The sequence below is a fragment of the Exiguobacterium sp. AT1b genome (assembly GCF_000023045.1).
GTDB lineage: Bacteria > Bacillota > Bacilli > Exiguobacteriales > Exiguobacteriaceae > Exiguobacterium.
Genome location: NC_012673.1, coordinates 2,487,718 through 2,507,639 on the forward strand (window position 1 = coordinate 2,487,718; position 19,922 = coordinate 2,507,639).

Below are 19,922 nucleotides of genomic sequence, written 5' to 3' on the forward strand. Positions count from 1 at the left end.
TAACCGCGGTCTTGTACCGCGGTTTTTTGTATGCGAAAAGACGTTCCTCTCATTGAGAAACGTCTCGTCAATCGTGGTTATTCACCGACCATCCCGTCACCGTCCCGGTCGTCCATATACTTGTACAACCAATGGTCACGCGTGATCGGCATCTCGAATCCGGCGTTCTTTGCTTCTTTGATTGTCACTTGTCCGTTTCCGTCAAGGTCGATATCGGATAATTCCCGTTCCTCGACTGGTTCCGTCGTCACTGCAGGAGGGGAATCATCCGTCAACCCGAGCGATTCGTTCACTTCCTCCGGATCCACGTTATCATACGTATCGGTGACCGTATTGCCCCGTACGGTATACGTGTATTGGTAGCGGGAAGGAATCTGAGTCGTCGTGTTCGGATAGGTGATGATGGCTTCGAAGTCTTTCGCCCCGCCAGCCTTCCGGATGACATCTTCCATGAATGCCTGGTCGCCGTAACGGTTGAGTGCGCTGTTTTGTGGCGTGATGTTATAGGCGTTCGAGACACCGCCAAGTGAATCGGCGATGATATGGCCTTCGTCGAGGTTCGGGTCTTCGACACCCGGAACTTTCGCCTCGTCTGCATAATAGCGTCCTGAAGAATTGACGTCTTCGGTCTCGTCGTTTTGAAGAATGATCTCATCAGCAATCACGCGAACCAGTTGACCGTGTTCGTTCGTGAACGCCCAGTACTCTCGGTCGCCAAAGCCGATATCAACGACGACATTCGCCTCCCGTGTGCCGGACTGATCGCCGCCATCGACCTCGATCTTCGTATAGCCTTCAAATACATCACCTTCAGATTTAGGGGGCTCGGTGGTTTGTTCCTCTTGTAAAGGTTCCTTTTCCACTGTTTCTTCGGTTGACGTCGACGTCGAGACACTCACGTCGGCATCCGTGCAGCCTGAGAGGAATAGCACCCCAAGTAGGAATGGGATGTAAAATGGTATTCTTTTCATCTATATCGCTCCTTATTCGAAGTTACGCTATCGTATTTACTATGTAGCTTATAATGATAGCATAAGAAGACGAGATTTGAGCGTCTTCCCTCAAAATGTGCTCGATGGATTCCTCTCATTTGTGGATTCAGAGAGCTTATGCCAAGATTGAAAAAAAGGGGGAAGAACGTATGAACGAAGTGATTGAGACCTTATTGAAACACCGTTCCGTCCGCGATTTTACGGACGAGAAATTGACAGACGAACAGATCCAAACCATCGTCGAGAGCGCACAACGGGCATCGACGTCGAGCTTTATCCAAGCCTACTCCATCATCGGGGTGACCGATGAAGCGAAAAAGGAACGACTTGCCGAGATTGCGGGCAACCAGTCCTATGTCGTCGAGAACGGTCACTTCTTCGTTTTTTGTGCGGATTTGCACCGCCATGAAGTGATTGGTGAACTGCAAGAAACAGAAGTGTCCTCAACACTTGAGACGGATGAGAAGTTGCTTGTCGCGGTGATCGACGCTGCACTTGCCTCTCAAAATGCAGCAGTGGCGGCAGAGTCGATGGGGCTCGGAATTTGTTATATCGGTGGCATTCGGAACGACCTCTTTGCGGTGAAAGAAGTGCTCGCATTACCGGAACGGGTCATTCCGCTCTTCGGGATGGCCGTCGGTGTACCGGCCTCAGTCGAGGATCAAAAACCACGCTTACCGTTCCAACATGTCTACCATGAAAATACGTATGAAGCGAATCCAGAACGGATCAAGCAGTCCCTTTCCGATTACGATGCGTTAATCCACGATTACTACATGGTCCGTGGATCGAACCCGCGTAAAGATACGTGGACTGGCCAAATGGGGCGCATGTTGTCAAAATCGACGCGTCTTGACGTCAAAGACTTTTTGAAAGCACAAGGTTATTTGAAGCAATAAGTTAAACCGCCGACAAATCACTGTCGGCGGTTTTGTCATGTTCAATTCAATTGGGCGTCGAGCCAATTCTTGTCGATGGCACCGAATTGTTTCGCGATGATCACACCGGATTCATCGAGCACATATGTCGTCGGCATCGCCTGAATCCGATACGCATCTCCGACTTGACCGTCACGGTCATAGACGACGGTAAACGCGTCTTCGTACGGTTCGACGAACGAGATGGCATCGTCCGGGTCACGTTCGCTCGTCGTCGTGTTGACGGCGACAATCGTCACTTCATCTCGTTCTTTCGCGAACACCGCCATATCCGGCATCTCCGCCCGACAAGGCGGGCACCAGGACGCCCAGAAGTTAACGACGACTTGTTGACCGCGTAACGATGCTAAGTCGAACGTGCTCCCGTCAGTTCGTTGTAACTTAAACGATGGGGGGATTTGCCCGATGTTCAAACCGGTCGATGCCGTCTCTGTCGTGATCGTTTGTGTCGCGCGTTCCGGTAGAGCAGCATTCACGACCGCAAGCAAGACGAGGACTCCGATACTAATTTGAATCGCTTTCTTTGAAGGACGAGCGACATAGAGCGAAAGCCCGAACAGGATGAGGGAGATGCCCATCATCCACCATTGAACTTGTCCAACCGCATACGACTGAAACAGCCAGATGCCGGATGCACCGCATACTGTCCAAAGGATGTGTCCGCGAGTCGGCGCATGCATCCAGCGCCACGTCATCCCAAATAGTATGAGGAGAAGGGCAGCGCTCCATAGATGAATCGGCTGGTCGGAAAGGTTCAAAATCGTCCCGTATACGGGAACCGCGAGTGTCATCCCGAGCCAAATGAGAAGCCCGCTCAGCACCCAATACCCTAAAAGGTTCCGGTCCAGTCGATAGACGAACCAAAGGACGACAGCAGCCGCAATCCATTGAGACCATACGCCTCCTGTGGCGTAAAGCGCGAGCGATAGGTCACGTGTCGTCAACAGACCGATGACGATGGCACTTCCTTTCCAGGCAAGAAAACCATAGAACCAGGTCCCGATGACGGCTTCACGCTGTTTACTCGACAACCCGAGAAAGCGGAAGATGCCGTAAAGGACGGCAAGGCTTAGTAAAAAGATGAGTAAATCGAAACGAATGTTGAGTGGACCGATGGCGACCACGTCTTTCCCTCCTAAACAAAAGGCGCCCCTCTCGAAGCGGGCGCCATATTTATGGTCAGTATAGCATTACTTGATCTGTTGAGCGTTCAAGACAGTCTTCATCGCGCCGTAGCCACCGAGGATATTGTGGATATCTTTGTAGCCGAGCGATTGAAGGACACTTGCCGCCATGCGTGAGCGGACGCCTGATGCACAATGAACCGCAATCGTTTGATCTGTCGGTAGACCTTCGTGATCACGTGCGAGCTTACCGAGCAAGATGCGCTCTGCCTTTTCGTAATGGCTCGCGTTCCATTCTGTCGCGTTTCGAACGTCGAGGACGAAGACGTCACCTTTTTCAGCAGCTTCGATTGCTTCTTCTGCCGTCACGTCCGTATACGTTTCCGTCAAAAGTGATGCGTCGAGCTCTTCGACTGGGACGATGAAGCGAAGGCGATCGAGACCGATGGATTGAAGGTCGGTCTGCACTTGATCGACGTCATCCGCACTTGCGATAAGTGTGATGTCTTTGTCGAAGTTGACGAGCCAGCCAGCCCACGAGACGAACTTGTTGTTGTACGGGATGTTGATTGTCCCTGGTACGTGTCCGTTCGCAAAGTCTTCTCCTTTACGCGTGTCGATGACTTGCGTCTCTTCGACGAGTGTATCGAGACGGTCCGACCCGACGACTTCAGGACGAGCGACTTCCGTCGTCACTTGGATACCTTCTTTGTTTACTTTTTTCATCATGGCAAAGTAGTTCGGTGGTTCGGGTTGATCCGTCGTCAACTCTTTGATGAAGGCATCTTTATCCGTCATTTGAAGCGCCCAGTTCGTCGCTTTCTCGTAACCGACCGTCGATGTTGGGATCGCGCCGAGCGCTTTCCCACAAGCGCTGCCGGCACCGTGTCCTGGCCAAACTTGAACGAAGTCAGGAAGCGCCATGAACTTTTTGAGTGAATCAAACATTTGTTCCGCGCCGATTGCCGTCGTTCCTTTCACACCGGCTGCTTCTTCGAGAAGGTCGGGGCGACCGATATCCCCGACGAAGACGAAATCGCCTGTGAAGATCCCCATCGGTTGTGTCTGGTTCCGGTCATACAGGAGGAACGAGATATGTTCCGGTGTGTGACCCGGTGTGTGCATGACTTCAAGTGTCACGTTTCCGATTTTGAACGTGTCGCCTTCTTTGACGAGTTGTGCGTCGATTTCTTTCGCGAATGTATACTTCCAAGAAGCATCACCTTCGTCTGATAGATAGGCTTTCGAACCTGTGCGCTTCGCAAGTTCGAGTGAACCGGACACAAAGTCTGCATGGATATGCGTCTCTGCCGTTGCGACGATGTTCATGCCTTCTTTTTTCGCTTCTTGAAGATAAGGTTCGATGTTACGGGCCGGGTCGATGACGATGGCTTCTCCCGTCATTTGGCAACCGACTATATATGAAGCTTGTGCTAATTTTTCATCATAAAAATAACGTAATAGCATATCAATTTCCCCCTATGGATGTAATCGTTTATTCGACTTCGCCTTGCCAGCTCATCATTCCACCGTCGACGTTCGTGACATCGAATCCGAGTGAATCGAGATAGGCAGATGCGTTCATGCTGCGTCCGCCGGCTGCGCAAATGACGTGAATCGGTTTAGAGCGATCGAGCTCATCGACTTTTGCCCCGAATTCAGAAAGTGGTACGTTCTTCGCTTGTTTGATGTGACCTCCAGCATATTCGTCTACCTCTCGCACATCGATGAGGTTGAGTGAGTCGTCTGCTTGAAGTAACGCTTCTAATTCAGTAGTCGTAATCGTCTTCATGAGTCTGTGATCTCCTTTTCATGGTTAAGGTTATTGGCAACGAGAATGTTTCGTTGGCTTTAATATACCCCCTAAGGTATAATGAGCGCAAGTGAAAAGAATTGGAGGGGAAAACATGAAGAGAATTTCCTTATTTGTCGGAGTTTTGGCTTTAATGGCGATTTTTATCTTTGTAATCACATCAGAAAAGGATGGAATTACGAGAATTGACGTTAAAACTCTACAAAACAAATTGGAAAACGAGGAAATAATGCTCCTTGACGTACGAGAATCGTCTGAATACGAGGGGGGGCATATTGAAGGGGCGGTGAACGCACCACTTTCTTCATTAAATGCAAATCAACTGCCGTATCCGAAAGATGAACCAATCTATGTGATCTGTCGGAGCGGTAACCGAAGTGCCCAGGCGGCTAGTCAATTACAGGATGCTGGCTATACGGAAATCTATGACGTATCAGGCGGGATGATGGCTTGGGAATCGATTGAATAAGTAGAGAAGACGAAAACAAATGGAGGAGTCTATATGGAGTTCGGGTTTATCATTACAATTTTTCTAATTGGATTTATCGGGTCGTTCATCTCTGGGATGGTCGGGATTGGTGGATCAATCATCAAGTATCCGATGTTGCTATACATTCCACCAATTCTAGGGTTCGCGGCTTTCAGCGCGCATGAAGTATCCGGAATCAGTGCGATTCAAGTGTTCTTTGCGACAATCGGCGGGATTTATGCTTATCGTAAAGGTGGATACTTAAACAAGCAGTTGATTCTCTACATGGGGGTGTCGGTATTAATTGGTAGTTTCATCGGTGGTTACGGATCGACGATTCTTTCGGAGACGATGATCAATGTCGTCTATGCCGTACTCGCAACGATTGCCACCATCATGATGTTCTTGCCGAAACCACAAGTAGATGACATGCCACTTGATCAAGTGCAGTTCAACAAAGTGATCGCCGCAAGTTCAGCATTCGTCGTGGGAATTGCGGCAGGGATTGTCGGAGCAGCGGGAGCGTTCATTCTCATGCCGATCATGCTCGTCGTCTTACGCATCCCGACGAAGATGGCAATCGCGAGTTCGCTCGCCATCACCTTCATCTCGTCGATCGGGTCGACGTTCGGTAAGATCATCACCGATCAAATCGTCTGGGGTCCGGCCGTCATTATGATCATCGCGAGTCTGATTGCCGCACCGATTGGGGCGAATGTCGGGAAGAACATGAATACGAAAGCCCTGCAATGGATTTTGGCGTTACTCATCTTGGCGAGTACCATCAAAATCTGGAGTGACTTGATTGCATAAAAAAATCACGATGCCTATATGCTGGCATCGTGATTTTTGTGTTATTTCGTAATGAAATAGTAGAGGAGTCCGAGTCCGATGAACGAGACAGGGAGCAAGATGATGTAGAGCCAAGATACCATCGACCAGCTCCTCTTTTGACTGTACGTGGAGCGGTCTTTCCCGAGCCCGACCATAATAGTGAAAATCATTGCAATCAAACAGACGAGCAAGGCTAATCCGATTGTTAGGTACAAAAACATCACACCCTTTACTGACCGTTATAACTTAAGAATAGCGTGAACTACTCGCCACTTATTTGCTTCGCAAATTGAAGGGGGAGCTTCTTGGGAAGATCGTACTTTTATTAGCCACGATTATTTACCAAGCTCGTCGGGGGGTTCCCACCCTGAAGGAATTCGTTTTAGTTTGCCAACATCAACAGATTGATGCTCGCGTTGATGTTTCGATCATGATGAACACCGCAATGAGTACACTTCCATTCACGAACATCCATCGTCTTCTCCTCGCCTTTGACGCCACAAGAAGAACAGATCTGCGTCGATGCGAACCAGGGGTCTGCCTTGATGAGCGTCCGTCCGTAGAACTTGCATTTGTATTCCAACTGTCGGACGAACTCGTACCAACTGACATCCCCGATGGACTTCGCTACCTTGTGATTCTTCATCATGTCCTTCGACTTCAATGTCTCCACGACGATGACTTGGTTCTCGTCAACGATCCGTCTCGACAGCTTGGTGAAGGAAGTCCTTGCGTTGGTTCGCGATCTTTTCGTGTTTCTTGGCCAAAAGTAACTTGGCTTTTTCACGATTCTTACTCCCGATCTTCTTGCGTGACAAAGCGCGCTGCGCCTTCTTGACCTTCGCTTCGGACTTCCGGATGAGTCGGGGGTTGTCAATCTTCTCCGAGACCATCGTGTCGTTCGTCATGACGGCGAAGTGTTTTAGGCCGAGATCGATTCCGACCTTGTTCTCGGCTGGGATCCACTTTTCCTCATCTTGATTGACGAGGATGGAGATGAAGAACTTGCCCGTCCTCGTCATCGAGACCGTCGCCGACTTAATGATTCCCTCGAACGGACGATGTTGTTCGAACTTCACGAAGCCGATTTTAGGCAGTCTCACCTTGCCGTTCTCGATGCGGATCGTGCCGTGCTGGTTGTTCGTCGTGTAGGAGGCGCGCGAACGTCGTCTCGATTTGAACACCGGGAAGCCGCCCGTCCCGGCGAAGAACTTCGCGAACGCGGTGTCGAGGTTCAGCTTCGCGTTCGCGAGCGCGAGGCTGTCCGCCTCGGCGAGGAACGGGAACAGGCGCTTGTAAGAGGCGAGTGTCGCCGGTTTCCGTCTCGTCCCGTCCCCCGCTTTCGCCTCCTCGCGGATGGCGATGCGGTCCTCGAGCAGCTTGTTGTAGATGAACCGTGCGCAGCCGATCGTCTTGATGAGGAACTCTTCCTGTGCCGGCGTCGGGTGAAGCCTATATTTATAGCCTTTCAGCATGTCCGTCCCTCCTCCCTTCCGAAGATCGTGATGTGTCCTCCTCATCCGATACCCGTGGAGGGGGAGGGAGAATTCTCGCCTGATTTAGTTAAAAGAAGAGCTTAAAAACGTTCTAAATGTTGGGATTTTGTGACCACGCTGATTACTATAAATCACTTTTGAATGTGACTCATATATTCAGACACAGGAGATATTTCAATTCCCAGTGCTTCATCGATAATCGTCAAGGCACTTTCGTGACGTTTGGATGTTTCTGCCGCCACACAATCACGAGGTACATATATATCATAGTCACGCATATATGCATCATTGGCAGAAAAGAGGATACAAATATCCGTCGCGACTCCGGTTAAAATCAATTTTGTCACGTTTAACTGACGAAGTAAAATATCTAACTGAGTTCCAAAGAAAGTGGAGTGCCTTGGCTTTATAATAAAATACTCTTCATCTTCCGGTTCGATTTGCGAGGCAATATGTTCACCCTTAGAAGCTTTTACATACTCAATGATGTCTTCCGTGCTATCTTTCCATTGTCCGAAGTTATCATTACAATAAATGACGGGCAAGTCCAACTCTTTAAAATGCTTTTTAAGCTCGAGAATCGGTTCAACAATCGCTTCCGTATGTTTACGTAGCATGTCGCCACCTTCAAAATCAAAATCATTGAACAAATCAATAATGAGTAATGCCGTTTTAGACATAGAAATACCTCCTTACTATAAAACTCCTATAGCAAAGAGGTACCACTTTTTCATTTGAAGTATGCTTATTCCGCAAACGTTTTACTGCGGAACATAAATGCCGTGATGAGATAGAAGGCGATGATATGAAGGGCGACATAGAAAATCGAGAAGCCCATCGTAGCGTCCATTGCTTTCATAAACTCTGGGTTAACGTCATAGATGGAAAGGTCTGTATGCAAGAAGACAATCCATTTCGCAAGCTCAGGTTTCCAAGCAACGAGAAGACCGCCGATGATACTTGAGGCGAAGTTCGCGAGTACCGTGAAACCGATGACGACGCCGACCGACTTGAAGACGACCGAGAACATGAGCGTCAAGAAGATGATGAAGATCGGTCCGCTCACACTGATGAGGATCGGACGGACGACCTCCCATGTGACAGAGCCATCTAACGTGAGTGAGAACCCGAACGCGACGACTAAGATAAAGACGAATTGAAGCAACATGACGAGGACGGCCATGACGAGCTTCGACAATAAGATGCGGTCGCGAGAGTACGGGCTCATCAACAGGTGTTTCAACGTATCAAATTTCAATTCGTTCCCGACCATCTCTGCCGTAAAGACAATCGTAAAGATACTCAAGAAAGCGATGGCACCCATCGTTGAAAATTCAAAGAACGATGCCGCTTCTGGTGTCCCGTCTCCGCTTGCTAATACAGCGTATACGATGAGGATGATTGCTGTATACACGCCTAGGGCGACGTATGGTTTAATCGTCCGACGCCATTTCATCCATTCATTGCTGAGTAATGAACGCATTGTTTGTACCTCCTTCTTTTTTCGTCAATTTCAAGAATTGTTCTTCGAGTGACTCGTGTTTCATGCCAATCTGATAGACGGCGATATCGCGCTCGATTAATTGTTTCAGTAAGACCGGAATGTCTGTCTCTTGACGCGGTACGATAAACGACTCGGCAGACTGCTGGACGATTTTCACATCATCGAAGGCGAGTGCTGCGACGTCGAGTGCCTCGTGCATCTGCTCCTTGGCAACTTTACAGAGGATGACGCTGTCAGCCTTCGTCTGTCCGTCTTCCACTGACTTGATTTGTCCTTGGTCAATGATTGCGAAACGGTCGGTGATCAATTCCATCTCGCTCAATAAATGGCTTGAGATGAGGATGGCGATTCCGCGGTGGTCCGCAAGATGGCGTAAGTAATTCCGGAGGTCGGCGATCCCGGCTGGGTCAAGACCGTTCGTCGGCTCATCTAAGATGAGCACTTTTGGGTTATGTAACAAGGCACGGGCAATCCCGAGGCGCTGTTTCATCCCGAGTGAGTACTGTTTGACTTTCATATCGAGCTTTCCGTCGAGTCCGACGAGGGCACCGAGTGCATTCAAGTCGACTTTTTTCAAGTTCGGAATCAAGTTCATCGCATGAATCAAGTTTTCCCGGCCCGTCATGTACGGATAGAATGCAGGATTCTCGACGATGGCCCCGATTCGGCTGAGCGCTTCTTGGCGGTTGTTCGCCACGTCATACCCATCGACTGTCACGGTCCCGTGCGTCGCAGGCATGAGACCCGTGATGATTCGAATGGTTGTCGTCTTCCCGGCGCCGTTCGGTCCGAGGAATCCGAAAATTTCTCCTGGAACGACATCAAAGCTGACATTCGTCAATACCGTTGCTTTTCCCATCTTTTTATGGACATTTTGTACGGATAACATGTGGTCACCTAGCTTTCTGTTAAGAGTAATAGTGTAATGCCTACACTCCCTATTACGGGGCTGTTTGAAATAAGGTTTCATCTTTTTTTGAAATTGTTGAAACAAATACATCAAGACACAATTTATCGATAAGCAAAACTTATTGAAATAGTATGGACGAATTGTGAATTTGTAAGGGTCTTTCTGCGACGAAAGGTGTAGTATGAAGTTGAGCGTAAGAGGCAGGATTTGGTTTTGTTCACCAGGGCAGGAGAAGGGTGAACTGCTTCGGGCTACATGTTAAAATGAAAGCGTTCACAGATTGGACGTTTAGGAATGGATAAGGGGGATTTATTCAATGGGAGAGTCGTCGAATGTTCACGAGAAATCGCAAGCATTTTATGGTCCTAACTTAGGCTACATCATTGAACTGTACGAACAATATTTGGAAGACCCATCATCGGTCGATGAAGAAACGCGCCGATATTTTGACGAATTTGGGGCACCGGAAACGTCGACACCGACAGAAGTGCCGGTCTCGGGTCCATCGTTTGATTTAGAGAAGGTCGTCTCGGCGACACGGCTCATCAACGACATCCGTGCTTTCGGTCATAAAGCAGCTGATATTTATCCACTAAAAGACCATCCGCGCGAGCAGGAGTTATTCGAACTGTCACGCTATGATTTGACAGAAGAAGACTTAAAACAAATTCCAGCCCGCCTATTATCAGACGATGCACCAAAACCAAACGCGAGCGCCTTGGAACTATTCCGTCACTTGCTTGACGTGTATACAGGAACGGTCGCCATCGAACTCCGTCACTTAGATGACATGGAAGAGAAGAAGTGGATTCGCCGTCAAGTCGAGCAAGGGGCGTTACAGCAAACCTTCTCGAAAGAAGAAAAGATTGAGTTATTCAAACGTTTGGCTGAAACAGAACTGTTTGAATCATTCCTTCATAAAACATACGTCGGACAAAAACGCTTCTCGATCGAAGGATTGGATGCGATGGTGCCACTTCTCGATGCGATGGTCGGAGGCCTCATTTCGAGTGGTTCGGAACATATCAACATCGGGATGGCCCACCGTGGACGTTTGAACGTACTTGCCCATGTTCTCGGCAAACCATACGAAATGATTTTTGCGGAGTTCCAGCACGCACCGAACAAAGAATTGATTCCATCTGAAGGGTCAATCGGCATCAACTTCGGTTGGTCAGGTGATGTGAAATATCACCTCGGTCTTGACCGGAAAGTGGTCGAACAGCAAAAAGAAGTCCGTCTCAACTTGGCGAACAACCCGAGTCACCTCGAGTTCGTCGGGTCGGTCGTCGAAGGATATACACGTGCCGCACAAGATGACCGTTCTGAAAAAGGATCGGCTGTACAGCACGACGATTTGGCAGCCTCAATCTTGATCCACGGAGATGCGGCCTTCCCAGGACAGGGTATCGTTGCGGAGACGCTCAACATGACGAACTTGACGGGTTACCGTACAGGTGGGACGGTTCACGTCATCGCCAACAACACAATCGGTTTCACAACGGACCCGAACGATTCACGGTCGACGCGTTACGCAAGTGATATCGCCAAAGGCTACGAGATCCCAGTCTTCCACGTCAATGCGGATGATCCGGAGGCGTGTGTTGCCGTCGCGAAGTTGATCAGTGAGTATCGTGCCAAGTTCCATAAAGATATCTTGGTCGACTTGATCGGGTACCGCCGATACGGTCACAACGAAATGGACGAACCGATGAACACGAACCCGGTCCTTTACAAAGCCATCAAAGGACACCAGTCTGTCCGTCACGTCTATGCCGCACGACTTGAGGAAGAAGGCGTCATGACGAAAGATGAGAAGGCGCAAATCGAACAAAAAATCGAAGAGGCATTGAAGGCAGCACGTGATCTCGTTCCTTCTGAAGAAGAGGATGCAGACATCGTGTTACCGGATGCGGTCCATAAAGGATTCCCGAAAGTCGACACGAGCGTCGAACGAGAATTCCTCACGCAATTGAATGAAGAGTTATTGAACTGGCCGGAAGGCTTTGGTGTCTTCCATAAGCTTCAAAAAGTACTCGACCGTCGCCGTGATGCGTTCAGCGAAGGTGGAAAAATTGACTGGGGTCATGCGGAGACGCTCGCCTTCGCGTCAATTCTTTCAGATGGTACGCCGGTCCGCTTGAGCGGTCAAGATTCAGAGCGCGGAACGTTCGCCCAACGAAACATCATGTTGAACGATGTCGAGTCAGGTAAGAAATTCTCGCCACTCCATGAGTTGTCGACGGCGAAAGCATCGTTCTCGGTCTATAACAGCCCGCTCTCAGAAGGTTCGGTGCTTGGATTTGAATATGGCTACAACGTATTCGCACAAGATACACTCGTCTTGTGGGAAGCACAATACGGTGACTTCGCGAACTCGGCGCAAGTCATGTTCGACCAGTTCATCTCGGCGGGACGCGCGAAGTGGGGTCAAAAATCAGGCCTCGTCATGCTCTTGCCGCACGGTTACGAAGGACAAGGGCCGGAGCACTCAAGTGCACGTATGGAACGTTACTTGACACTTGCCGGGGAGAAAAACTGGACAGTCGCAAACCTTTCGTCTGCGGCACAGTATTTCCATATTCTTCGTCGTCAAGCAGAGATGCTCGGGAAAGAAGAGATTCGTCCGATGATCATCATGACACCGAAGAGTCTGCTTCGTCATCCGCTCGCCACGTCACCAGTCGAGGCGTTCACGGAAGAGAGCTTCAAGCCGATCGTCGAACAGCCAGGTCTCGGGGAGAACACAGAGAAAGTCGAACGTCTTGTTTTCTGTACAGGGAAAATGGCAATCGACCTCGCGGAAGCGGTTGGCAAGTCAGAAGAGTCACTCGACTTCTTGCATATCGTCCGTGTCGAAGAAATTTACCCGTTCCCGGTTCGTGAGATTCGTGATGTCATCAGCCGTTATCCGAACGCGCGTGAAATCGTCTGGGTTCAAGAAGAACCGAAAAACATGGGGGCTTGGACATATATCGAGCCTCGTTTAGAAGCGGTCACAACGAACCGACTCGATGTCCGTTATATCGGCCGCCGCCGTCGTTCGAGTCCGGCTGAAGGGAATCCGACAGCTCATAAACAAGAACAAGCACGCATCATCCGTGAAGCACTCTCTCGTGACGTCGTCTCGAGCGGTGCAGGCACGAGCACATATCAAAAAGATCGTAAATAAGTTAAGGGGGAACTCATTGTGATCGAAATCAAAGTACCGGAGTTAGCAGAGTCCATTACGGAAGGAACGGTCGCGACATGGCTCAAACAGCCAGGCGACCAAGTCGAAAAAGGGGAAGCCATCGTCGAGCTCGAGACAGATAAAGTCAATATCGAAGTCCCGGCTGACGAAGCGGGTGTGTTAGAAGAACAACTTGCCGGAGAAGGGGACACGGTTCAAGTCGGTGAAGTCATCGCACGTCTCGGTTCAGGTTCAGGTGGTGGTACGGCTGTCGCGACGAAGACGAAGACGGAAAACGCGACTGAAACGAAGACAGAAGCACCGACTGAGAAAAAGACGGAGTCTGTCGAGGAAGGCAAGAAAGTTGAGAAACGTGAAGAACACGTTGCGAGCCCTGGTAAAGGACCAATCGCGACACCGGCTGCACGTAAACTCGCTCGTGAGAAAGGCATTGATCTCTCAGCCGTTCAAACGAATGATCCAATCGGGCGCATCAACGTCCATGATGTATCGAGACATGAAGAGAAACCGGCTGTGAAAGAGCAGAAGCCAGCGGCAGCAGCTCCGGCACCACAACCGGCTGCAAGTGGAAAAGAAGAAGAGCGCATCAAAATGACACGTCGCCGTCAGACGATCGCGAACCGTCTCGTCGAAGTGCAACAGACGGCAGCGATGCTCACGACGTTCAATGAAATCGACATGTCTGCGGTCATGGCACTTCGTAAACGTCGCCAAGAGAAGTTCGTGAAAGACAACGATGTCAAACTCGGCTTCATGTCATTCTTCACGAAAGCAGCGGTAGCGGCTCTCAAGCGGATGCCTTACTTGAACGCTGAAATCCAAGGCAACGAAATCGTCTTGAAGAAATATTATGACATCGGAATCGCCGTTTCGGCTCCAGATGGTCTCGTCGTTCCGGTCGTCCGTGAAGCGGATCGCAAAAACTTCGGGGAGATCGAGAAAGACATCCTTCACCTTGCGGACAAAGCACGTAACAACAAGCTCGGGTTGAGTGATTTGACAGGTGGTACGTTCACGATCACAAACGGTGGCGTGTTCGGTTCACTCCTCTCAACACCAATCTTGAACGGACCGCAAGTCGCTATCCTTGGGATGCACTCGATTCAACTCCGTCCAGTCGCAATCGATGCGGATACAATGGAGAACCGTCCGATGATGTACGTGGCACTCTCGTATGACCACCGAATCGTAGATGGTCGTGAGGCTGTGACATTCCTCAAGCACATTAAAGACATGATTGAAGATCCAGAACAATTGTTGTTCGAAGCGTAAGAACAGGAAGTACTCGCTCCTATTTAGGGGCGAGTGCTTTTTTATGTCAGGTTTTAGAAAAAATCTTATTATAGGTTTTTTTGTTGAGTAAATATTTATGATGGAAATCAACGAGTAAAGAGAATCTCGTCGATGCAATGCATCTGAAGACCCATCAAAAAATCTTGGCGACAGAAAAAGCGGGTGCCATCCCGATGACGCATGACAATCTGAAAGAGGTTCGTGACTATTTGGAGTTGTTGCGTGACAAGAATAAAATCAAAAACGATGACTATCTTCAACTCGGAGGTATTATTGAACGCTGGGAACAAGCCATCTTCGATGAAATCGATAAAGAGCAGGACGTTTTGTTAGAGGAAATGTATGCCGCCATCGGATTCTCGAACGGACTGGCGACACGTGCGGAAGAAGAGTTGTTCATCTTGAATAACTTTGGGGGGGAATACGTGTATACGCTGGACTTAGAACCGATGCCAGAAGAGGAAGAACAGAAAGAAGACGTGAATACGAATACGGAAGAATAAGAAAAGGAGTTCATCACGAACTCCTTTTCGTATGGAGAAACGACGTCACGAAAGCGACTCATGGAAAGAAAGTTGATGTTTCCCGTTCGCTTTTGACCGATATAACGCGTCGTCCGCTTGTTCGATGGCAATGTGTGGTGGTTCCGGTGGACTCCAAATGGATGCCCCGATACTAGCCCCGACTTTCACCGATACGATGTCTAGCGTAATCGGTTCAGAAATCATCTCGATGAGTGTGCTTCCGACCTCCCGAATCTGTTGGGTCGAACGCTCAGTCCTTGGGAACATGAGGAAGAACTCATCTCCGCTCAATCGGACGGGGTAAACCTCCTCGATGGGGAGCGCCTGTAACCGGTGTGCGACCTCGACCAATACCTCGTCCCCAACCGCATGACCATATGTATCATTCACCGCCTTGAAGCCGTCGAGATCGAGATAGAAAAAGACGTACGGTTCTTTCGAGGCGTGTAGTTGATTCAGCTGTTCACGTAGGGCGACCCGATTTGAAAGACCGGTCAGTGCGTCACGATTCGCTAGTTTTTCAAAGTGTACCCGTTCCGACTCGGACTCCGTAAGGGAGGTGACGAGCGATTCGAGCGCGAACGCGAGCGATTCAATCTCTTCGATTCCTGATTGATGCGGGAACGTGTTCGCTTTCCCTTGTTCCATGAGCGAAGCCGTTTCGGTGATTCGCTTCAACGGTCTCGTCACGATTGAAGCGAGTAGCCAACCGAGCACAGCCGTCACGAGTGAGGCCAATAAACCAATCCATAGAATTCTCGTTTCAAGTGTCTCGACCGGTGCAAACGCGACTGCCGTCGGCTGACGGACGACGACCTGCCAACCGAGTCCAGGATATTCATCATACCCTTCTCCGATCGACATACCTGTCAGATAGTCTTGACCGTCATCCCATTCTTTCACGGAGGCTCCTTCTGTAAAAGATACAGGGAGTGGGTTTCCGACCATGTCGTCTGGACCGAGGAGTACAACGTTGTCTCGTCCACTGACGACGAATAAATCCGTGTCATCGACTTGTTCATGGAGCGTTCGATTGAAATGTTCGAGCACTTCTTTCCCCCAGGTCCAGCTTAAATGAGTGGCCAGTACCCCTTGAAACGAGCCGTCCTGAAATAGCGGGACACTGATATCGACGAATTGGAGCGGTTCCCCCGTCGGATTCGGCAATAATTCAGCTAAGAGGACCGCCTCGTGGACATCTCCGATGAAGGGGGCATCTTGTGCTTCGAGATAAACCGGTCGTTCGGCAATCGAGGCTCCCTCGAGAATCCCGTTCGTCGAAGCGACGACGGTCCCGTCCGCATCCGTGACGCCCATCCAAGAGAAGGCGGGGATGTTCGTCTGGACTTGATCGAGGAGTCGACGTGTTTCATCTCGGTCCTCTAAATCAAGGCCTTGTAAGAGTTGGACTTCTTGATAGCGTGACCACATATAAAAATCGAGTTTGTCCGCCAATTGATGTGATGTTGTCGAGAGGCGTTCCCCGATTTCTTTCTCGAGCGCGTCAGATGCCCGGTGACTGATGAGGGAAGTGAGTGCGATCGTCAGTAAAAAGACGAGCGTGGCAATGCTGAGCGCCAAAATGAGTCCGAGGCGCATCGTAAAAGACTTGATCATGCGTAAATAAACCTCCTAAAGCTTGAATTAAAGAGAATTATGAAAAACGAGTCGATATCATGATAGGAAGAAGAGCTTCCGCTATAATGAAAGACGAGTCAAAATAGATAGAGGTGAAGAGAATGAAAAAGAATCAATTGTTGGTCATCTTGACCATCGTTGCGGTCGCATTAATCGCATTGGTGTTCGTCTTACTCAACCAAGATGAGTCGACGACAGCTGAACGTGGCGATCACGTCTCGATTGAAGGACAACCGACACTCGGAAACCCGGACGCAAAAATATCGGTCGTCGAGTTCGGAGATTACAAGTGTCCTTCGTGTAAACAGTGGGGTGAAACGATTTACCCGCAACTGAAAGCGGATTATCTCGACAAGGAAGACGTCAGCTTCAGCTATATTAACGTCTTGTTCCACGGACAAGAATCGATCTTGGCATCCCTCGCTTCCGAGTCGGTATACGAGCAAGACCCTGAGTCGTTCTGGAAGTTCCATAAGGCGCTCTACGATGCGCAACCGGAATCACAACAACACGATAATGCATGGGTGACGGTCGAGAAGCTGAAAGAAATCGCAAGCGAGACGACATCGGTCGACTTGGCGAAGTTTGAGCAAGACCTTGGGGAAGAATCGACCGTACTTGAAAAAGTCAGTACGGACGATGGTCTTGTAAAAGAGAACGGTGTTCAATTCACGCCGTCTATCATGATCAACGGTGTGATGCTCGAAGACCCGTTCGATTACGAAAAAATCCAAGAGCTGATCGAGCAGGATTTGTAAGATGAAATCATTTCTCGAAAAGTATGGGTTATACCTCGCTTGGCTCGTCTCGTTGACGGCGACGCTCGGCAGTCTCTACTTCAGTGAGATTCGGGAGTTCGTGCCATGTGAGCTATGTTGGATTCAACGTATCTTTATGTATCCGCTGACCATCCTCTTAGGAGTTGCCGTCTTCACGGACGATCGGGCGGTTCGGAAATATGTGTTACCGCTTACTATCATAGGCGGTTTCGTATCACTTTACCATTACTTGGTACAGAAAGTGCCAGGTTTTGCAGAAATTCAACCTTGTGCACAAGGAGTTCCGTGTAGCGGTCAATACATTAACTGGCTCGGGTTCATCACGATCCCGTTCCTCGCATTGACAGCTTTCACGCTCATCACGATCCTCATGTGGAACGTCAAAAAGCGATAAGGAGTTGGCATGTGTGAAGAAATAGTGGATGATTGGTTTGACGACGATGCTCATCGTCCTAGCAGGATGCGGGCAAGAGATTGAGGACCCGCTCAACTGGGAAGTCGAAGCGTTCGAATATACGAATCAAGATGAAGAAATGGTCAGTCTTGACGATTTAAAAGGGAAAGTTTGGATGGCGGATTTCGTTTTCACAAGCTGTGAGACAGTCTGTCCACCGATGACATACAATATGACAAAGCTAAATGAAGCGCTTGAAGAAGAGGGCGTCGAAGACGTGCAATTCGTTTCCTTCAGCGTCGACCCGACGGTGGACACTCCGGAGAAGATGAAAGAGTTTATGAGTGGCTATGACCTTGCGAAAGCAGATTGGCAGTTCCTCTCAGGCTACTCGCAAGACGAGATTGAAACGTTTGCCCAACAGAACTTCAAGGCGCTCGTCCGGAAGCCTGACGAAGGTACACAAGTCGACCACGGCACGTATTTCTATTTGGTCGACCAGGAAGGAAAAATCATCAAGGCGTATCCTGGTTTCCAAAACGTTCCGACCGAAGACATCATCAACGACATTAAAATCTTGCAAAAATCTTAACCGAAGTCCTGCTCCACCAAACACGGGTGGGCAGGTCTTTTTGGTTTAAGAGACCTGATATAATGGAATAACCAGAATGCTCAATGAAGAGCACGCCATTTTTTTGAAAGATAGGCGAATCGACATACTTTCTCGTATAGAAACGGCGAAGGCACGCTATAATCAATTCAACGAACTATTAGAAAAGAGGACCTACATGAAAAAGACGATGTTGCTCTCATTGGTTGGAATGGCGGCTGTCACTGGAACGATTCTGACACAGTACAAACCACTCGGACGAAAGCCGAAATCGCTTCAATCTCCGAACCGGATCAATGGAAAGTTCCGTAATCAATATGAGACACCGATGAACTTCTCTGCGCAAGACATGGTGTCGATGGCGCGCGACTATCGTGATGTGACGTCACTGCGTAAGCCTACCGAACGTCTTCCGATCGTGCCAATCGATTTTGAGGAGAAGACGGGCTCGAGCTTCACAAGAATCTATTGGCTCGGTCATTCGGCGCTCATGGTACAAATGGACGGGAAGACGATGCTCGTCGATCCGATGTTTGGACGTAGCCCATCCCCACTCCCGTTCGCTAAAAACGAACGCTTCAGTGAAGACTTGCCGTTCGAACTCGAGGACTTGCCCGAAATCGATGTCGTCTTATTGACGCATGACCATTACGACCATCTCGATTATGGAACGATTCTTGCCATCAAAGACAAGGTCGCCATGTTCATCGTACCGCTCGGGGTAGGGAGTCATTTGAAACGATGGGGTGTCGGGGCAGAGCGAATCGTGGAGAGAGATTGGAACGAGTCGTATACATTCGGGAATTGGACGTTCGTCTGTACGCCGGCACGTCACTTCTCCGGTCGTTCGCTGACGGACCGCAACAGCACGTTATGGGCGTCATGGGTCGTCCTCGGCGAGACAGACCGTCTCTTCTTCAGTGGGGATAGTGGCTACGCGCCGCATTTCAAGATGATTGGCGAACAGTACGGACCGTTTGATTTCGCCGCACTTGAATGCGGGCAATATGACGTGCGCTGGCCAGACGTCCATATGCAGCCGGAAGAGACAGCGCAAGCGTTTCGCGATTTAAGCGCCGATCAAATGATGCCGATCCATTGGGGGGCGTTCACGCTGTCGTTCCACGACTGGTTCGATCCGGCGGAACAGATGTCATCTCTTTTACCAAAAGAAGTCGTCCTCACTCCAAAAATCGGAGAGCGGATCACGCTCGACGGTCGGAATGATACGACGACGTGGTGGCGAGAGCTCGAAGACGCAAACAAGCGATGACCTCGGTCACCGCTTGTTTTTTGTTACTAAATTAAGTTGAAATTGTCGAAAATTGTCTTACGATTCTTCAAAATTAAATTATTGAAAAAGGATAATTCTTTACATAAATAGTAACATAAAACTATGCGTTGTTATGTG

At 49.4% G+C, this 19,922-nt stretch carries 19 protein-coding genes and 1 pseudogene; 10 read left to right on the plus strand and 10 right to left on the minus strand.

What is annotated here, in order from left to right:
* Positions 1-77: 77 nt before the first annotated feature.
* The gene (locus tag EAT1B_RS12955) at positions 78-971 is read right to left on the minus strand and encodes a DNA/RNA non-specific endonuclease (protein ID WP_015881005.1); all 894 of its coding nucleotides are present in this window, start codon (positions 969-971) and stop codon (positions 78-80) included.
* Between the two features lie 170 nt (positions 972-1,141).
* On the opposite strand from EAT1B_RS12955, the gene nfsA reads away from it, so the two are divergent.
* Entirely contained in the window at positions 1,142-1,891 is a 750-nt protein-coding gene (nfsA, locus tag EAT1B_RS12960) for an oxygen-insensitive NADPH nitroreductase (RefSeq protein ID WP_015881006.1), read from the plus strand.
* Positions 1,892-1,932: 41 nt separating this feature from the next.
* On the opposite strand, the gene EAT1B_RS12965 is transcribed toward nfsA, so the two are convergent.
* From EAT1B_RS12965 to EAT1B_RS12975, 3 genes are all read right to left on the minus strand, one after another.
* Positions 1,933-3,054, minus strand: a complete 1,122-nt coding sequence (locus EAT1B_RS12965) for a redoxin family protein (RefSeq protein WP_015881007.1) — start codon at positions 3,052-3,054, stop codon at positions 1,933-1,935.
* A 66-nt stretch (positions 3,055-3,120) separates the two neighbouring features.
* Entirely contained in the window at positions 3,121-4,521 is a 1,401-nt protein-coding gene (locus EAT1B_RS12970; protein WP_015881008.1) for a rhodanese-like domain-containing protein, read from the minus strand.
* A 28-nt stretch (positions 4,522-4,549) separates the two neighbouring features.
* Complete coding sequence (locus tag EAT1B_RS12975; RefSeq protein ID WP_015881009.1) at positions 4,550-4,846, minus strand: rhodanese-like domain-containing protein; 297 nt, start codon at positions 4,844-4,846, stop codon at positions 4,550-4,552.
* Between the two features lie 154 nt (positions 4,847-5,000).
* Between EAT1B_RS12975 and EAT1B_RS15690 the strand changes: the two genes are divergently transcribed.
* Together EAT1B_RS15690 and EAT1B_RS12985 are read left to right on the plus strand one after the other, a co-directional pair.
* Complete coding sequence (locus EAT1B_RS15690) at positions 5,001-5,336, plus strand: rhodanese-like domain-containing protein (protein WP_081432728.1); 336 nt, start codon at positions 5,001-5,003, stop codon at positions 5,334-5,336.
* 33 nt (positions 5,337-5,369) lie between these two features.
* On the plus strand, positions 5,370-6,149 hold the full coding sequence (locus EAT1B_RS12985; RefSeq protein ID WP_015881011.1) for a sulfite exporter TauE/SafE family protein: 780 nt from the start codon (positions 5,370-5,372) through the stop codon (positions 6,147-6,149).
* A gap of 41 nt (positions 6,150-6,190) precedes the next feature.
* Here the strand turns inward: EAT1B_RS12985 and EAT1B_RS12990 are convergent, their stop codons facing one another.
* The 5 genes and pseudogenes from EAT1B_RS12990 to EAT1B_RS13010 form a co-directional block, all read right to left on the minus strand.
* Entirely contained in the window at positions 6,191-6,391 is a 201-nt protein-coding gene (locus tag EAT1B_RS12990; RefSeq protein WP_015881012.1) for a hypothetical protein, read from the minus strand.
* Between the two features lie 161 nt (positions 6,392-6,552).
* Positions 6,553-7,645: pseudogene (gene tnpB / locus EAT1B_RS12995) on the minus strand (IS200/IS605 family element RNA-guided endonuclease TnpB).
* 152 nt (positions 7,646-7,797) lie between these two features.
* Positions 7,798-8,346: a cysteine hydrolase family protein gene (locus tag EAT1B_RS13000; protein ID WP_015881013.1), complete on the minus strand. Its 549-nt coding sequence runs from the start codon at positions 8,344-8,346 to the stop codon at positions 7,798-7,800.
* Positions 8,347-8,411: 65 nt separating this feature from the next.
* Positions 8,412-9,149, minus strand: a complete 738-nt coding sequence (locus EAT1B_RS13005; protein ID WP_015881014.1) for an ABC transporter permease — start codon at positions 9,147-9,149, stop codon at positions 8,412-8,414.
* The gene (locus EAT1B_RS13010; protein WP_015881015.1) at positions 9,127-10,059 is read right to left on the minus strand and encodes an ABC transporter ATP-binding protein; all 933 of its coding nucleotides are present in this window, start codon (positions 10,057-10,059) and stop codon (positions 9,127-9,129) included. Before EAT1B_RS13010 ends, EAT1B_RS13005 begins: the two co-directional genes overlap by 23 nt.
* Before the next feature lie 337 nt (positions 10,060-10,396).
* Here EAT1B_RS13010 and EAT1B_RS13015 point away from each other — a divergent pair, with 337 nt between their 5' ends.
* The 3 genes from EAT1B_RS13015 (at position 10,397) to EAT1B_RS13025 (ending at position 15,069) form a co-directional block, all read left to right on the plus strand.
* Positions 10,397-13,252, plus strand: coding sequence for a 2-oxoglutarate dehydrogenase E1 component (locus EAT1B_RS13015; RefSeq protein WP_015881016.1), 2,856 nt, complete (start codon positions 10,397-10,399; stop codon positions 13,250-13,252).
* Positions 13,253-13,270: 18 nt separating this feature from the next.
* Positions 13,271-14,545 (plus strand): 2-oxoglutarate dehydrogenase complex dihydrolipoyllysine-residue succinyltransferase, encoded by a 1,275-nt coding sequence (odhB, locus tag EAT1B_RS13020; protein WP_015881017.1) that lies wholly within the window; start codon positions 13,271-13,273, stop codon positions 14,543-14,545.
* 137 nt (positions 14,546-14,682) lie between these two features.
* The gene (locus EAT1B_RS13025; RefSeq protein WP_041917993.1) at positions 14,683-15,069 is read left to right on the plus strand and encodes a DUF6241 domain-containing protein; all 387 of its coding nucleotides are present in this window, start codon (positions 14,683-14,685) and stop codon (positions 15,067-15,069) included.
* A 45-nt stretch (positions 15,070-15,114) separates the two neighbouring features.
* Here the strand turns inward: EAT1B_RS13025 and EAT1B_RS13030 are convergent, their stop codons facing one another.
* Complete coding sequence (locus tag EAT1B_RS13030; RefSeq protein WP_015881018.1) at positions 15,115-16,707, minus strand: diguanylate cyclase domain-containing protein; 1,593 nt, start codon at positions 16,705-16,707, stop codon at positions 15,115-15,117.
* Positions 16,708-16,829: 122 nt separating this feature from the next.
* Between EAT1B_RS13030 and EAT1B_RS13035 the strand changes: the two genes are divergently transcribed.
* From EAT1B_RS13035 to EAT1B_RS13050, 4 genes are all read left to right on the plus strand, one after another.
* Positions 16,830-17,486, plus strand: a complete 657-nt coding sequence (locus EAT1B_RS13035) for a DsbA family protein (protein WP_015881019.1) — start codon at positions 16,830-16,832, stop codon at positions 17,484-17,486.
* Position 17,487: 1 nt separating this feature from the next.
* Positions 17,488-17,901, plus strand: coding sequence for a disulfide oxidoreductase (locus EAT1B_RS13040; RefSeq protein ID WP_015881020.1), 414 nt, complete (start codon positions 17,488-17,490; stop codon positions 17,899-17,901).
* Positions 17,902-17,929: 28 nt separating this feature from the next.
* Positions 17,930-18,493 (plus strand): SCO family protein, encoded by a 564-nt coding sequence (locus EAT1B_RS13045; RefSeq protein ID WP_041917994.1) that lies wholly within the window; start codon positions 17,930-17,932, stop codon positions 18,491-18,493.
* A gap of 196 nt (positions 18,494-18,689) precedes the next feature.
* Positions 18,690-19,784: an MBL fold metallo-hydrolase gene (locus tag EAT1B_RS13050; protein WP_015881022.1), complete on the plus strand. Its 1,095-nt coding sequence runs from the start codon at positions 18,690-18,692 to the stop codon at positions 19,782-19,784.
* The last annotated feature ends 138 nt before the right edge of the window (positions 19,785-19,922 follow it).

What these genes read in the sequence shown, in the direction of transcription:
- EAT1B_RS12955 (WP_015881005.1), bottom strand. Translation starts at nt 971, where the DNA reads ATGAAAAGAATACCATTTTACATCCCATTCCTACTTGGGGTGCTATTC.
- nfsA (WP_015881006.1), top strand. Translation starts at nt 1,142, where the DNA reads ATGAACGAAGTGATTGAGACCTTATTGAAACACCGTTCCGTCCGCGAT.
- EAT1B_RS12970 (WP_015881008.1), bottom strand. Translation starts at nt 4,521, where the DNA reads ATGCTATTACGTTATTTTTATGATGAAAAATTAGCACAAGCTTCATAT.
- EAT1B_RS12975 (WP_015881009.1), bottom strand. Translation starts at nt 4,846, where the DNA reads ATGAAGACGATTACGACTACTGAATTAGAAGCGTTACTTCAAGCAGAC.
- EAT1B_RS15690 (WP_081432728.1), top strand. Translation starts at nt 5,001, where the DNA reads ATGGCGATTTTTATCTTTGTAATCACATCAGAAAAGGATGGAATTACG.
- EAT1B_RS12985 (WP_015881011.1), top strand. Translation starts at nt 5,370, where the DNA reads ATGGAGTTCGGGTTTATCATTACAATTTTTCTAATTGGATTTATCGGG.
- EAT1B_RS12990 (WP_015881012.1), bottom strand. Translation starts at nt 6,391, where the DNA reads ATGTTTTTGTACCTAACAATCGGATTAGCCTTGCTCGTCTGTTTGATT.
- EAT1B_RS13000 (WP_015881013.1), bottom strand. Translation starts at nt 8,346, where the DNA reads ATGTCTAAAACGGCATTACTCATTATTGATTTGTTCAATGATTTTGAT.
- EAT1B_RS13005 (WP_015881014.1), bottom strand. Translation starts at nt 9,149, where the DNA reads ATGCGTTCATTACTCAGCAATGAATGGATGAAATGGCGTCGGACGATT.
- EAT1B_RS13010 (WP_015881015.1), bottom strand. Translation starts at nt 10,059, where the DNA reads ATGTTATCCGTACAAAATGTCCATAAAAAGATGGGAAAAGCAACGGTA.
- EAT1B_RS13015 (WP_015881016.1), top strand. Translation starts at nt 10,397, where the DNA reads ATGGGAGAGTCGTCGAATGTTCACGAGAAATCGCAAGCATTTTATGGT.
- EAT1B_RS13025 (WP_041917993.1), top strand. Translation starts at nt 14,683, where the DNA reads ATGCATCTGAAGACCCATCAAAAAATCTTGGCGACAGAAAAAGCGGGT.
- EAT1B_RS13030 (WP_015881018.1), bottom strand. Translation starts at nt 16,707, where the DNA reads ATGATCAAGTCTTTTACGATGCGCCTCGGACTCATTTTGGCGCTCAGC.
- EAT1B_RS13035 (WP_015881019.1), top strand. Translation starts at nt 16,830, where the DNA reads ATGAAAAAGAATCAATTGTTGGTCATCTTGACCATCGTTGCGGTCGCA.
- EAT1B_RS13040 (WP_015881020.1), top strand. Translation starts at nt 17,488, where the DNA reads ATGAAATCATTTCTCGAAAAGTATGGGTTATACCTCGCTTGGCTCGTC.
- EAT1B_RS13045 (WP_041917994.1), top strand. Translation starts at nt 17,930, where the DNA reads ATGATTGGTTTGACGACGATGCTCATCGTCCTAGCAGGATGCGGGCAA.
- EAT1B_RS13050 (WP_015881022.1), top strand. Translation starts at nt 18,690, where the DNA reads ATGAAAAAGACGATGTTGCTCTCATTGGTTGGAATGGCGGCTGTCACT.